Below are 14751 nucleotides of genomic sequence, written 5' to 3'. Positions count from 1 at the left end.
CGTAAATTTATATCTTATTTTCTGAAAGTAGGATGTTTATGTATGGATTTAGCAGCGTTTCGCCGCGTGCTGCGTAGAGCAAGACCTCTTTAAAGTAGTTGTCGTTTATGCCGTAAGTGTGAAACTCATACGCCCCTATGCCGTATCCCATCGGCGTTATATCGACCCTCGAGTACCAGGCATCTTGCGCTAGGATGTAGCGGTTTGTATCTCTTGAATAGACATATAACTTGATCTTATCTTTACTCTTTTGCGCCATATACCAGATGAAAGAATTTGTGATGTCGTTAAAAAAGTAGATGTCGCCATTTGGCATGATCGCCTGAGCTGTGTCGTTGTTATCAGCGATGAGCGTCCTGCTCTCATAACATATATATTTATTTGGCGTGAGCACCTCGATCGGCTCTGATTTATCGCTATGTGAAACTAAAATTTTATCGTCGCTTATGTCGGCATTATAGGCGAGTACGGCTAAGACTAGAGCCAACAAACAAAGAGAAAAAATTTGCTTTATCAAAATAAAAATCCTCTTAACAAATAGTATTTGAGCACGTAAAGCAAGCAGATCAGCACGCAAACACTCAGCCAGATCGATGAAAAATTGAGCTTGTGCGAGTAGTTTGTCTTTGTGATGATCTCCACAAGATATGGCATAAGTCCGTAAAAAACACCCAAAAACAAACTGCCCCAGATAAGGTAGCCAACGTAAAAATAGTCGCTTCTTAGCATGCAGTATGGGCACTTGTGATTTGGCTGCTCATAAACATAAAGACCAAAAAAGTAGGTGATAGCGTAGTAGCTAAGCACCAAAAATAGCAAATTTGCCACAAAGCTTGCCATACTTTGCTTTAAGAAATTTAGCGCCAAAATGACAAAAAATAGCACAAAAAAGGCACTTACTAAGCCAAAATTTGTATAGCCAAAAGGGAGCTTTGGAGCTTGAAAAGTGACCGAGCAGCAAAAGACTGGCACTTTTAGTGGGATGTTATAAAAAAACGAAATTTCTATGCCAAGTTCAATCAATATCATCACAAAAAGGCAGATGAAAATGGCATATTTTTTCTTTAGATATGGGAAATTTAGAGCCTGTAAGTCGAGTTTATTTATAACTAGCCATATGCCAAGCCCAAATATCAGCAAAATTTTAGTGAGCATCAAGATGCCGCCAAATTTATTTGAGCCGATCACGCCAGCCGAGCACATAGCCCCTGGCACGATGTCAGAGAGCTCATTTAGACAAAGTGCGAAAAATATAAACAAAACGATCTTTGTGCAGACGCTAAAGAGCAAGATCGTATTTACAAGGTAGTTTTGCTTTTCAAGTGAGTATTGAAGCGATGTTAGCGCGTTATAGTCCCACGATCTCATGATCCTCACGACATAAAATAGCGAAATACTCATCAAAGCTAACAGCACAAACTCCGCTAACAAAAAGGCGATAACAGCGTTTGATAAAAATACGCTCATACTATCTCTCCGTTTTGCAAGCTAACTACTCTATCTGTGGCGCCCAGCTCGTCAAAAATGCTATCGTGAGTGGCGACTATGACGCTTTTTTTAAGCTCTTTAAATGACTCAAGTAGGCCTAAAAATGCACACGAATTTTGCCTATCTAAATTTGCCGTTGGCTCATCAGCCAAAATAATATCAGCGTCCATTGATAAAGCCCTAGCCACCGCACATCTTTGGCGCTCGCCACCGCTTAAATTTGATACGTTTTCATCTCTTTTGTGAGAGATGTTTGCAAGTTCAAGAGCCTTTTTTATCATCTCGTCACGCACATTTGCCTTGAAATTTGTTAGAGCAAACGGAGCTAACAAATTTTCATAGACGCTTAAGCCCTCGATGAGGTTAAAATTTTGAAAGACAAGCCCAAGCCTTTTGTGCCTAAACTCGGAGCAAAATGCGTCAGGCAGCTTTGCTATGTTAGTGCCGTCTATCAAAATCTCCCCACTAGTTGGCTTTTGGAGTAGGGCTATGAGCGAGAGCAGGGTGCTTTTACCACTTCCGCTAACGCCTTTTAGTATCACTAACTCGCCGTTATTAACATCTAAATTTATATTTTTTAGAGCGCAAAACTCTTTTTGTTTGCCTTGGTTATAGACTAGGCTAACGCCTCTAATGTTTATCATTTTAGCCCCTCATTTATGTCACCACACGCCACACGCCACGATGGGATAAGGACAAATGCCAAAAATGGTATGACGCCAAAGACAAAGATCAAAAAGAGCTTATCAAACTCCAAAATAGGCGTGAAATTTGTAAAATTTAAAAGCTCATTGCCTAAAAATATCCCCTTTAAAAAAGGAGCATTTAAAACAAATACAAAGAGATAAGCTAACATAACGCCAAGCAAAAAGGCGCTAACGCTAACGATGAAATTTTGTATAAATTTTAAAAATATGATCTCTTTTATACTAAAGCCGATACTTCGCAAAATGGCTATCTCACGCTTTTTACTGCCATAGGCAAGTGAAATTTGATTTTTAAGCAGCACGAAAAAAATGAGCATAACGCTAACATAAATGCTCATAAAAATTCCGCCCTTATAGTAGTAAAGATGCCTAATGTTTGCCACCTCGTCTTCTATGCTAAGCGCAAATGAGTTTGGATATAAATTTTCTATCTTTAAGGCCACTTGGCTGATCTCTTCGCTATTTGGCACATCGACATAAAGTTTTGTGTACTCTTCATCTTTTAAATTTAAGATAGCTCGCAAGGTTTTTGGGTGTAAAAATATCGCATTATTTGAGACCAGAGCGCTTTGTTTTGGCATGGTTTTTAATATCTTTACTGGTATCATGCGCTCTTCTGTTAAGAAGTTAAAGCTCTCATCGTAGTAAAGCTCGTTCATAGCTGCTTTTACGCCCTCGCCAACGATCATCTCGTCTTCTTTCAAGCTATCATCCTCATATAGATGAAACCAGACGCGCTTTTGCACGAAGTAGTACTCTCCATCCGCCACACCCCTAACGTCAGCCACGCCATCGATCTTTGAGATATCGTAGATGTAGCCAGGGTGCATGAGGTCTCTTTTACCAGCACGAAAGGCGCTAACAACGATGCTTGATCTATCTTTTACTAAGTTTATAAGATCATGTTGGATAGAGCCAGAGATGAAAAGCACCGAGCTTAGCACAAAGATAATGAGCGCAAAGAGGCAAAAGCTAAAAAGATGATCCTTTTTGTCTTTAAAGAGCAAGATCACGGCGTAGTTTATGAAATTTCTACTTATCATAGACAAAGCCCTTTTGCTCTTTTAGGCTAAAGCTAGAAGCTAAATTTGCCCTTGTTATCTTTGAAATTTCTCTTAGCTCATCTTGCTTTGCTTTGTGGTCAAAGCTAAGGTAGTGCGCCGCTAAAAGCGTGTAAGAGAGTCCAAAAAATAACGCCAAAAATGCTAGAAATTTCACTTTATTTACCGATAAATGTCTTTATCTCGTCAAATTTTATGACACCTTTGCCAGCGTGATCTTTCATAAAGCTATTTGCCTTTACTTCGTCTTTAAACGGGATAAACTCCTCGCCCATCGGTCCAAAAACGTTTGAGCCATGCACGTAAAACGCCTCTTTTGCATCGAGCTTTTCAAGCGTGTAATAATCACTCACATAAGCCTCTTTCGCCACCTCATCAGCGAAGTAAAAGTGCGCCATATCTTTTACGCCGTCAAAGTAATAGTCCTTGCCACCAGCCTTTATAAGCGTCGCCCACTGCTTGTTTTTTATAGGCATGCCACACACCGCACATCTTGCGTCCTTTGGCAGCTCGATGCGCTCTTTTGCTCCTTTATAGGCGTTTATGTTTGCCTCACTCGTCAAATTTCCAGCCCATAAGGCAAAAACTGCGCTAAGCAACAAAGCTATAAATTTCATCTTATCTCCTTTAGTTTCTCTTTTTCTAACTCGCCCTTTTCATAGAGCTTTTTTAACATCTCATCATCAAAGTCTATCTCGTAGTAGCCCTTTACAAACTCGCTAAATTTATCAAAATCATCAAAAGCATAACCAAGCAGCCAGCGTCCGCCGCTATTGCCTCCAACTAAATTTTGATGTTCCACTCCGTCATACCAGATAAAAAAGGTCGTTTGCTCTATCTCATCTGGCAAGAAGTAAGAGCGAAATTTAGCAGCCTCGCCACTATAAATTTGCTCTACCACGCTTTTGTCTGTGCTTAGCGAATTTAGCTCATTTTCGTGATCAAACCCCCTAACAAGCACCGCCTCGCGCGTAAATATCACGTCTAGTAGATCGCCCTGCCCGTTATCTACTTTATATCTTAGGCTATTTTCATCCTCTTTTTTAGAAATGAGCCTTAGATACTCTTCATCTGGCTCCAAAAAAGCACTATCAAGTAGATAAAGTGCCTCTAGGCTTGCCTCTTTATTGCCCCAGTTTTTAAAACTCATCAATTCTTTCCTAAAATTTCTAAATTCTCACACGCCTCTTTTAGGCCATTTTTACAGCTTTTAGTAAAAATTTCACGTGCTTTTTCCACATCTTCTTTCACGCCTTTGCCCTCAGCTAGCATGATTGCGTAGTTGTTGCAGCCCTTTTCATAGGCGTATATGCACGCTTGCTCGTAAAGCTTTGTCGCTTTTGTAAGGTTTTGATCAACGCCTTGAGCATAGACATATAAAAAGCCAAGGTTGTCACATCCTATGCCAGCTTCGTTTGCGCAGGCCATCTCGTAGTTTGCTTTGGCTTTTGCGTAGTCTTTCTCGACGCCTTCGCCCTGAGCGTATAGGTAGCCAAGGTTGCTACATCCCATGCCATCCCCTGCCTTGCAAGCCTTTTCATAGAGCTCTTTTGCTTTTTTTAGGTCTTTTTCTACGCCGGTGCCATTTGCATAAAGCAAGCCAAGCTCGGTGCAGCCCTCGTTGTCGCTACATGCTTTTTCATAAAATTTAACTGCTTTTGCTAGGTCTTTTTCTACGCCTTTGCCCTTTTCATATACATAGCCAAGGTTGCTGCAAGCCATAGAGAAATTTTGATAGCAAGCCTTTTCATAAAGCATAGCCGCCTTTGCCTCGTCCTTTTTGACGTTGCCATCACCCCTGCTGTAAAGCACAGCTAGGTTGTAGCAGCCTGATGCCTTCTTCTCTTTGTCACAAGCATCTTCATAAATTTGCGCTAGTTTGTTGTGATCATCTTTTGCGTTTAAAGCCTCTTTGATGTAGCCAGCATTTAAAACGCACAAACTAGCAGCCAGTAAAATCAAACTCTTCTTCATCATATCTCCTAAACTACTTTTATATCTCTGCCGCGGTAGGCTAGGGCGATCAGCAAGGCAAGAGCCGCTAAGATCAAGTATATTAGCCCTGAGATGCCAAAGCTCTCACCATTTGCGTATGAGTGAAGTCCGCTAAGGTAGAAATTTACTCCAAAATATGTAAAAAGTACCGAAGCAAATGATAGCACGCTAGCCGTTAAAAAGGTAAAAACGCCCCTTAGCCTTGGTATAAACCTTAGATGAAGCACTATGGCATAGACGATGATCGTGATGTATGACCAGCTCTCTTTGCTGTCCCAGCCCCAGTATCTGCCCCAGCTCTCATTCGCCCAGACGCCGCCTAAAAAATTCCCTACAGTTAGCAAGCTAAGTCCTATGATGAGGCTTAGCTCGTCGGTGGCTGCTAGGTATCTTATCTGCTCGCTAAGCTTTTGCTCATTTTTGTCATTTTTTAGAGCCATTAAGATAAGTCCCACAAGCCCTAGCACAAAGCCAAAGCCCAAAAAGCCGTAGCTTGCTGTGATGACGCTTACATGCACGCTAAGCCAAAATGACTTTAAAACAGGGACTAAATTTGTTATCTGAGGGTTTATAAAATTTAGATGAGCCACCAGCAAGCTAACACTAGCAAAAAGCGAAGCAGCGCCTAGTGCGAAGCTTTGATGCTTGAAAAATAGCACTCCAGCTAGCACGCTTATAAGCGAGATATAGACTAAACTCTCATAAGCATCGCTCCAAGGCGCGTGACCTGAGATGTAAGCGCGTAGGGCTAAATTTAGAGCATGTACTATAAACGCAGTAAAAAACGCAAGGCTAATCGCTCTTTCAAATCTAAATTTCCTCCCAAAAAATAGCCTATAAAAGCCAAGAGCGAGCGAAGCAAGAGCTAGGATCATGTAAAAATAGATAAGAAATTTAAATATCTCCATTTGGTTGTAAAGCACTTCAAGGCCGACTTTTGCCTCGCTTGGCGCAAGAGAGCCTAGAGTACTTCTTTGATAGCCTGAAATTTGCTCCAAACTCTTATCAGCCTCTTTGCACTCGCCACTTTTTACGCAAAGGCTTAAATTTTCTATGTAAGCGCCTAGAACGCTTTTAAACTCGTTTGAAATTTCATCTTTGCTAAAGGCTTCATTTACGCCTAGCCACGTGATAGTATCACCATTTTTAGCGGGGATAAATTTTAAAATTTCGCCCTTTAGCGCAAGGTATAAGACATTTAGCCTCTCGTCAAATTTAATGACGTCGCTATCGAATTTCTCTCTTTTTGAGGCGGATTTTTCATTTGCAGCTTCTACAAATTTAGCCAGCTTATACTCGCCATTTTCGTTAAAAACGTCATTAAAGCTAGCAAATTTCTCACTAACTCCAAGAAGCTCGCCCACACGATCGCTTGTGATCTTTACTATCCTTTTATCCATCCACTCTTGTGGCGAGATGGCAAAAGAGAGCATCAGCTCATCGCTGCTAAGCCCAAAGAGCGTCGTTTTGGTTGAAATTTTGCTTATTACTGCTCTTGTGTAAGAGCCAGCTGGTGCGATCCTGCTATCAGTTTGAACTAAAATTTTGGCAAATTTATCTGCGTGAGCTTTAAAATTTATGGCTTCATCGCTTGCGAAATTTGGCGTGGCATTTAGCAAAAGCAGGGCTAAAAATGCAAACTGCGTGCCTTTTATGAAGTTACAAAGTCTAAAAAATCGGCTCTTTTTGCTAAATAAATTTCCCACAAAGCCAAGGCAAAGCAGAAAATATCCGATGTAAGTTGGCACTTTGCCAGGATCAAAGCTGATCTCAAAGGCGCTTCCAAGCTCGTCAGCGTCGTATGATGATTGAAAGATTTTATAGCCCATGATGCTTAGTGGGTGATTTAGTGAAATTTCATGCTCGCTGCCTGCGATATTTACCCTGCTCGTGTAAGATGATGGGCTATTTAGCCCTGCGTAGCGCTCTAGGATAAATTTATCAAGCCTTAGTGAAAATGGTAAATTTATCGCCCTTGAGCTAAAGTAAAATTTCGCCTCTTGCCCATCAAAGCTTAAGATGCTTGGCTCAAGATCGTATCCAGCGCCACCTTTTAGCTTGGCGGTTTTGCTCTTTTCATTATCAAAGCCAGCCTCTATGCTAAGCGTGGCTGGAGCGTTTTTCTCATCCTTTTTGTAGCCAACTATCTTTATAATAAATTCTTTGCCGTTTATATCTTTTTTAAAGCCAAAGTCGTTTTTGCCAAGTAGGCTAAGTTTTAGTGGATATTCAAAGCTTTCATTTGAAATTTGCACTCTTAAATAGGGCTTTGTGCTTTGCATATAGTTGCCGCTCTCGCCCACTCTAAGATGCAATACACCCTCTTCGCCAAAGTATCTTGTAAGCGCAGCACCGATGAAGATCAGAATAAAAGCAAGATGTATCAAAAATGCGCCAAATTTCTTATACATCTTGGTTTTTACGATGCTAATGGCTAAGCAAATGGCACAAGCTGCCATGACGCACTCGTACCAGAGCGCTTCATAAACAAGCACTCTAGCCGTTTGTGTGTCATAAAAATTTTCCAAAAAGGTCGCCACCCCTGCACCAAAAGCAAGGATAAATAATAATATTAAAGACAAGCGATAAATGTTTAAAATTTTCATCACCTGCCCTTAAGCCTTAAATGCTATAAGTCTGTCCTGCATAAAGTATAAAAACCCTAAGCAATAAAACGCCAACGACTGCTGCAAATGAGCCAAGGTAGAAGCTAAATTTCATCTTGCCAAGTGCGAAATTTAAAACAAGAGGCAAGACAAAGCCAACTAAAACAACCCCAAGCCAAAAGAATTTAGCCCAAACGCCACTATAAAATGCAACTGCCGCGCCCTGCTGATAGCTTGAGCCAAGCAAAAGCGATACAAAAAGCATTAAAATGAGTAAAATTTCAGCCCATAAGACGTAAAACTCCACGCCATGAAGCGAGCTAAGGTCGCTTGAGTGTGGATCTTCTTTGAAAAATAGTGCCGCTATCAAGCTGCTACCACTTATGCCAGCACTAAGCCCTGAAGCTATAAAAAGCGCTGGTAAAACGGCGGTGTTTAAAAGTGGAAATCTAATGAGCACCGAGATTAAAAAGCCTGTATATGCGCAAATGATAACCGCAAAAAGCAGGCAAAGCGCGCTTAAGAGCGGATAAAGTGGCGATAAAATTTTCATCACACCATCAAAAAAGCCACAAAATGACTTTAACTCCGCACCAAAAGCGTATAGACACATCAAAAAGCTAAGCGGTATAAATACGCAAAGCGCGGCTACACCGATAGACATAACCGATGTGAAGTTGTAATTAATTAAAATTTTCCAAAACAAAAGTGGCTTTTCAAGGTCAGCTATCAAGCAAACCATACCAAGCATGATGCTAACAAAGGCCAAAAGCGAAGCAGCCTTGAAAAATGGACTAAAGCCATCTTGCCTTTTGTAGCGCTTTAGAACTATGGCAGCGATCAATGCTCCGCCACTCATACCAGCTAGCAAAAGATAAACAGCGATCGGCCAGCCCCACTCTACTGCGTGCGAAAATGTCGCAGTGAAATTTAATGCACCATCCATCTTACACCCCCGCTTTTACTTTAGGAATATATCTAAGGCTTGGTTTTGTGCCAAGTTCTGCCCTTAGCCTTATGCTATCTTTGACAGCTAGAAGCTGGCTAATGTGCGAGTTCTCATCGTTTAAATCGCCAAAGACCAAAGCCTCATATCTGCACGCCTCAACGCAGGCTGGATCTTTTTTATCCTTTAAATTTGTATCTATGCAGAAGTTACAGCTTTGGGCTGAGTGACTAAACTTATCGATATATCTCACGTCGTAAGGACAGGCTACGATGCAGTATTTACAGGCGATGCAGTCATCTATGTTTGTAGTTTGGATGCCAGTTTTTATATCCTTGTGACAGGCTTTTGTTGGGCAAACAGCCACACAAGGCGCATCCTCGCACTGCTGACAAGATACTCTTACATATCTTTTATCGAGCAAATTCTTAGGATCAGTCTTATCTTCTACAAAAAGTCTCATCTGCCCTTTTGGGACTAAATTTACCTTTCTACATGCCACTTCGCAGTCCGTGCAGCCGACGCATTTGTTTTGGTCAAATATCATGCCAAAATGTGGTTTTTTCGCACTCTCTTCACTCTTAAAAGCAAAACCACTACTTGCCACGCTAGCACCAGCAGCCACAACTGCCATGCGTTTAAAAAAGGCTCTTCTGCTATTTTGATTTTGCATTTTTAACTCCATTTATGCCTTAATGAGGCTTTTTAATGCCCTCATTTTGCTCTTTTTCATGAATTTTTCTTGCTGCCTCAGCTAGTTCGCCAGGCTTTAAGACCTTAATAAGCTCTATCTCAAAAACGATAGTCTCGCCTCCAGGTATCCCCTCCATGCCGCTATCGCCGTATGCAAGCTCAGGCGGGATGACAAATTTAAACTTCTCGCCCTCTTTCATAAGCATAAGTCCCTCTTCAAGACCAGGGATCAAATTTAACATCGAAAGATGAGCTGGGGCCTCTTTTGTCTCGTCAAAGACCTTGCCATCGACAAAGCTTGCTTTATAATTTACTATGATGATGCTCTCAGGCTTTGGTGTAGCCCCTTTTGAGCTACTTTTTATGATCTCATATTGTAAATTTGATTTTGTTGTTTTTACATTTTTGTTTTTTGCATTTTTTTCCATATAGGCTTTGCCTTGGGCTAAATTCTCTTTTAGCTTGGCAGCCTCTTTTTCTTTTACTATCTTATCTAAGCTTTCAGCCCTTTTGTTTAGTAGCTTTGCTATCTCATCATCACTTAGTTTTAGCTCGCTCTTTAGCGCGTCGCTAAAGCCTTTTATCACTGCATCAGCGTCATAGCCAACACCTAGTTGCTTTTGATCTAGCAGTCCTTTTAAAACATATCCACCACTTGTTGCGCCTATGGCATAAGAGTCGTTTGTATCGACATTTGCTAAGAGGCTAGCCACGCTTAGGCTAAGAAGTAGCGAACATTTTAAAAACGCATTTTTCATTTCAAACCCTTAAGATTAAAGGGGCTAAAACTAGCCCCTAAATGCTATAAATTTTTGTTTAGAATTCTCTGAGCTTCTTTTATATACTCTTTAGATGCATCTAGTCTTTGTTTAGTAAATTTAAATCCGTGCATACCCCACGAACCATCTTTTTCAACCATATCGATGATCTCTTGAGCGTTTTGGACAAGCTCATAAACTCTTGCTTTATCACTTGGATCTAGCTTTTTAGTCTCTAGTAGTGAGTAAATTCCCTCGATGCCTATTTTGACCTCTGAGAATTCATTTTTAACTGGAGTTTGCCATCCCATAACCTCATCATAAACTTGTTTTTGGTTTTTGAAGTGAAGTGTTGGTTTTAGCTCAGATAGCACTGGGCTATGGCAGCCTTTATTATCTTTCATATCTTTATCAGCCCAAGATGTTCTAGCGCATGCCCACATCAAATCAACATAGTTGTGGCCATTTTTATCTCTCTCAAAGTGCCAATCTTTAGCATCTCTTGGACCTTTAGCAGCGTTGCCTGGGACAAGAGATTTCTCTTTTGGATCGACCATGATCTTCCAGATGTGAGAGCGTCTTTGAGTATCAAAGCCAGCGTTGTCTTGGAACTGAACAGCGTAGAAATTCTCGCAGCTCATCATAAATGGCATGTGGCAAGATGCACAAGTGTTGTTTTTGTGAGTATCTGCCTTTGATGCGATATATGCTTGAGTTTCGTGACAATCTTTACAATCTTTTTTGATCTTTGGTTTAGTGTAGAACGCACTTAGATAGCCTTGATCTGGGTTGTAATTCATACCAGTTACGCTCTTATCGCCTACAACGTTACCTGTGTTGTCGTGTGGATCGTGGCAAGTGACGCATCTCATACCTTTATCGTAGTGAGCGGTAAAGTATGATTGTGAGCCTTCTGAGCCGCATCCTGGTCCCATTGATTTAAATTTAGAGCTTAGTGAGAGATCAAGCTTGCCGTTGTTAAGTGGGTTAGCACGCATTAGATCTGGGCTAAAGTTAAATCTTTGGTGACAGCGTTCGCAGTTTGATGTTCTAAAATTTGTAGCTCCATCAAGGTGACCGCCAGCTCCGTGGCACTCCTCACAGCTTACGCCTTTTGAGATAGTGTGTTTTTGAAGCTCTTTGGCATTACCAAGTGCTGCGTAAAATTCCGCTTTTGACTTAAAGTCGAATTTAACTGGGTGGCAAACCTCACAATATGATGAGTTTGCTTGGAAAAACATCGACTTTTTATGTTTTGCGGCGTATGAGGCAAGACCTCTGACATATCCGCCATTATCGCCATACTCTTCAAGAGTGCCAGGAAATTCTGGGACGAGCTCTTTTATCTTTTTAACAGTTGCGTCGTCTAAATTTAACGCCCATGTTCTTTGCCATTGGTTACCACCAGCTACGATCTGACCTGTGCCATCTCTTAGCAAACCGCCCTCAACATAGTAAGTACCACGAAGTAGCCATGCATCGACGTAGCCCATCTTAGTTCTTAAGTGACCAACGGTTGCGTAGATGACGTCTGGAGTGATACCTTTTGGAAGGATAGAAGCGGTATCTTTGTCAAATACTGGCTCAGTTAGGTTGTTATTGACCTCTGGGTGCTCACCAGGGAAGCGCATAGTAGTTGCGTGGCGAGATCTGCTCCAGACCTCATACTGAGCTGGGTGACACTCACCGCACTTTTCTGGACCTACAAATTTATTAGGAAACTGAAGTGATGAGGTGGCTGGAATTCTATACATCATAGAGCTATAGCCCTTACCGCCATCTCTTTTACTAAGCTTTGACATATCAAAGCCATGTCCCTCGGCAAGCCACTCTAAGCCACGGTCATGAACGACCATTTTGCCGACGGTTTTGCCACCATACTTTGTAAAAATAGGGTGGTTTTTAAATAGCCAGTTATACATCTCTTGCTCTTCTACGACGTAGTCTTGCAAGGAGACAACACCTCTACTTTGCAGTGTGCCTTTAGGATTTGCGATAACATCACGTGCTTTATCGGACATCTGCATATTATGCTCTTCGCAACAGGCTTGTGAAGCAAAGATACTAACACCCATGAGTAAGCCTGCTAAGGCTTTGTGTAAGTTTCTCACGTCTCCTCCTTTGAATTTTTATCCTAAAATCAAAATGATTTCATACTGATAATCTTAACACCAAAAAAGGGTAGAAAAGGGGGAAAATTAACAAATTATAAATTTTCGAAACTAATTGTAAATGCAACGTGGTTTTCATCCACATTTTTAGCAAAGATTAGGGCGTTATTTTTGCGAGCGATAAGACGGCTCATATATAGCCCAAGCCCGCTACCGCTCTCTTTTGTGCTAAAGTGTGGCTCAAAGATGACCTTTAAAAATGAATTTTTTATCGCCCCTGCATTATTTTGCACGCATAAATTCTTGCGATCATCTTTTAAAAAGGCGCTTATCTTTATCACTCTTGGCTTTGTGTAGCTCTGCTTAAATGCGTCTTTTGCGTTGTTTATGATGTTTATTAAAATTTGGATTATCTCATTGAAATTTGCAAATACCTCAAAATTTTCTCTCACGTCAAGCTGCACTTCGATCTGGTACTTTTTAAGCGTTGCATTTAAAATTTTTATCGTTTGATTTATCACTTCAAGCACCTTAAATTCTTTTCTCAAGGTATTTGGACTAAAGAAATTTTTAAAGTCATCAACGGTTTCTGACATGAAATTTATCTGCTTGCTGGTCTCTTCTATAAACTCATAAATTTTCGCCTCATCAAGCTTTTTTCGCTCCTGATAAAGCTCTAAATTTATCAAAGCTGAGCTTATCTGAGCAAGCGGCTGCTTCCACTGATGCGAGATATTGCCTATCATCTCGCCCATAGAGGCTAGGCGACTTTGATGTATCATTAGCTGCTCAGTCTGCTTTTTGCTCTCTTCGCCTCGCCTATGCATCTTATAAACAAGTAGCAAAAATAGACCAAAGATAAGCGTTATGGCGCTCATTATGACGATGACCTCTTGCAAGTGGTAGGTAAAAATAGCGCGGATTGGTATCTTAAAAGAGATCATCGCGACCGTTTCGTTCACGTCTGGGATCTCTATGCCCTCCATGCCATATTTTTCTAGCATTTGTTGTGGGGCATTTGCACTGCTATGACAGGCTAGACAGCTTGGACTTTGGTTTTTTATAGGCAGACCCACAAAGAGCTGTGATCCATTTTCATCTTTTATTATCTTTACAAATTCTTTAAATTTATTCTCTTTAAAGCCATGCAAGACGCTAGCTTCAAATTCATTTGGCTCGTGAGCTTTATTTAGCGGAGCGATAGCAACTAGCTTGTAGTCAAATTCAAGGTTGTATTTTTTCTTTTGGATGTTGTAAATTTCACGGCTTATATATGAAGATGACAAAAGTCTCTCGTCAAAAAAGTCCTTTTTTAAGATGCCCTGCTCTTTTAACTGCTCGATTAGTGGGCGCTGAACTCCAGCGATATACTCTCTTACAGAATTTATGCCCTCCAAAACATAATACGCCTCTTTTTTGGCGTCTTTCATCGCAAGATCGTTGTAGAAATTTAAAACAAGTGCCGAAACTAGCAGATAGACAAAGATAAAAGCACCGACTATTAGCTGAAATTTATATCTCACAAAGATAGCCCACGCCGTATAAATTTTTGATCACATCTTTGCCTAGCTTTCTTCTAAGCTCTTTTACGATCGTCTTTATCGCCTCTTTTGTCGGCTGCTCGTAGTCCCAGATGTAGTCAAAAATTTGCTCATAAGTGATAGTTTGGTTTTTGTTGTTTAAAAAGTACTCCAAAAGCTTGCTCTCGCTCTTACTTAGATGAGAAATTTCGCCATTTACATAAAGCGCTTTTTTGCCAAAATCATACTCAAGCTCGTCATTTAGCCTGATAGTTGGCGTGCGTCCAACTAGCTCAAAAGCCACATCTTCAAGCGCTTTGATGAAAGATTTTTTATCGTATGGTTTTGCAAGATATCTTGTGATCTTTAGCTCAACCGCGCGCCACAGATACTCTTGCTCGACGTGGCTTGATAAGATCACGATAGGGATTTTTTGATTGATGGCTCTTACTTTTTTAGCGATCTCAAGACCATCGATATTTGGCACACTGATATCAAGCACTAGCACGTCATACGCCCCACTCATTGCAAGCTCAAGCGCATCAAAGCCGTCTGTGACGCCTTTAACCTCTGCGAAAAAGAGCTCCAGCGAGGCACAGATATTTCGCAAAATCGCCTCATCATCCTCTAAGCAAAGGACCTTTTTGTTTGATAAAACATCTAAAATATCATACTCTTGCATACGTCATCTCATCTCTTAAGCCAAAATGCCGACTTAAATAACACAAAATAAAAACTATTTCATAAATTTACATCATGATCGTAAGCTTAAAGTAAAAAATCAGTTCGCTACTTAAGTGATAAATTTAAAAGAGAAAGTTAAATTTAGCCAAAGGTTTGGCTAAATTTATCAGGTTCTAAATTTT

General features: G+C 40.7%; 15 protein-coding genes. All 15 read right to left on the bottom strand.

Annotated elements, in window-relative coordinates; all coding sequences use genetic code 11:
* Positions 1-7: 7 nt before the first annotated feature.
* On the bottom strand, positions 8-517 hold the full coding sequence (locus CYP84_RS03820; RefSeq protein ID WP_103636732.1) for a hypothetical protein: 510 nt from the start codon (positions 515-517) through the stop codon (positions 8-10).
* Positions 514-1467 carry a hypothetical protein gene (locus CYP84_RS03815; protein ID WP_103636731.1) on the bottom strand — a complete coding sequence of 318 codons (954 nt, stop codon included), beginning with the start codon at positions 1465-1467 and terminating at the stop codon, positions 514-516. Before CYP84_RS03815 ends, CYP84_RS03820 begins: the two co-directional genes overlap by 4 nt.
* Complete coding sequence (locus CYP84_RS03810; RefSeq protein WP_103636730.1) at positions 1464-2132, bottom strand: ABC transporter ATP-binding protein; 669 nt, start codon at positions 2130-2132, stop codon at positions 1464-1466. The genes CYP84_RS03815 and CYP84_RS03810 overlap by 4 nt, the downstream gene beginning before the upstream one ends.
* Positions 2129-3238 carry an ABC transporter permease gene (locus CYP84_RS03805; RefSeq protein ID WP_103636729.1) on the bottom strand — a complete coding sequence of 370 codons (1110 nt, stop codon included), beginning with the start codon at positions 3236-3238 and terminating at the stop codon, positions 2129-2131. Before CYP84_RS03805 ends, CYP84_RS03810 begins: the two co-directional genes overlap by 4 nt.
* Complete coding sequence (locus CYP84_RS03800; protein ID WP_021084005.1) at positions 3228-3413, bottom strand: hypothetical protein; 186 nt, start codon at positions 3411-3413, stop codon at positions 3228-3230. The genes CYP84_RS03805 and CYP84_RS03800 overlap by 11 nt, the downstream gene beginning before the upstream one ends.
* A 1-nt stretch (position 3414) precedes the next feature.
* Entirely contained in the window at positions 3415-3873 is a 459-nt protein-coding gene (locus tag CYP84_RS03795; RefSeq protein WP_103595892.1) for a nitrous oxide reductase accessory protein NosL, read from the bottom strand.
* Positions 3870-4406 carry a hypothetical protein gene (locus CYP84_RS03790; protein ID WP_103636728.1) on the bottom strand — a complete coding sequence of 179 codons (537 nt, stop codon included), beginning with the start codon at positions 4404-4406 and terminating at the stop codon, positions 3870-3872. Before CYP84_RS03790 ends, CYP84_RS03795 begins: the two co-directional genes overlap by 4 nt.
* A complete protein-coding gene (locus CYP84_RS03785; protein WP_103636727.1) occupies positions 4406-5233 on the bottom strand; it encodes an SEL1-like repeat protein in 828 nt (275 codons plus the stop codon). Before CYP84_RS03785 ends, CYP84_RS03790 begins: the two co-directional genes overlap by 1 nt.
* A 5-nt stretch (positions 5234-5238) precedes the next feature.
* The gene (ccsA, locus tag CYP84_RS03780) at positions 5239-7857 is read right to left on the bottom strand and encodes a cytochrome c biogenesis protein (protein ID WP_103636726.1); all 2619 of its coding nucleotides are present in this window, start codon (positions 7855-7857) and stop codon (positions 5239-5241) included.
* A 16-nt stretch (positions 7858-7873) separates the two neighbouring features.
* The gene (gene nrfD, locus CYP84_RS03775) at positions 7874-8803 is read right to left on the bottom strand and encodes an NrfD/PsrC family molybdoenzyme membrane anchor subunit (protein WP_103636725.1); all 930 of its coding nucleotides are present in this window, start codon (positions 8801-8803) and stop codon (positions 7874-7876) included.
* A gap of 1 nt (position 8804) precedes the next feature.
* The gene (locus tag CYP84_RS03770; RefSeq protein ID WP_180996374.1) at positions 8805-9476 is read right to left on the bottom strand and encodes a 4Fe-4S dicluster domain-containing protein; all 672 of its coding nucleotides are present in this window, start codon (positions 9474-9476) and stop codon (positions 8805-8807) included.
* 19 nt (positions 9477-9495) lie between these two features.
* Complete coding sequence (locus CYP84_RS03765; protein ID WP_002940651.1) at positions 9496-10254, bottom strand: FKBP-type peptidyl-prolyl cis-trans isomerase; 759 nt, start codon at positions 10252-10254, stop codon at positions 9496-9498.
* 44 nt (positions 10255-10298) lie between these two features.
* Entirely contained in the window at positions 10299-12365 is a 2067-nt protein-coding gene (locus CYP84_RS03760) for a cytochrome C (RefSeq protein WP_103636724.1), read from the bottom strand.
* A 95-nt stretch (positions 12366-12460) separates the two neighbouring features.
* The gene (locus CYP84_RS03755) at positions 12461-13888 is read right to left on the bottom strand and encodes a c-type heme family protein (protein ID WP_103636723.1); all 1428 of its coding nucleotides are present in this window, start codon (positions 13886-13888) and stop codon (positions 12461-12463) included.
* Entirely contained in the window at positions 13878-14567 is a 690-nt protein-coding gene (locus tag CYP84_RS03750; protein ID WP_103636722.1) for a response regulator transcription factor, read from the bottom strand. The genes CYP84_RS03755 and CYP84_RS03750 overlap by 11 nt, the downstream gene beginning before the upstream one ends.
* Between the last annotated feature and the right edge of the window lie 184 nt (positions 14568-14751).

The sequence above is a fragment of the Campylobacter concisus genome (assembly GCF_002912425.1).
Classification (GTDB): domain Bacteria; phylum Campylobacterota; class Campylobacteria; order Campylobacterales; family Campylobacteraceae; genus Campylobacter_A; species Campylobacter_A concisus_AH.
This window is presented reverse-complemented; position numbering and strand designations above follow the sequence as displayed.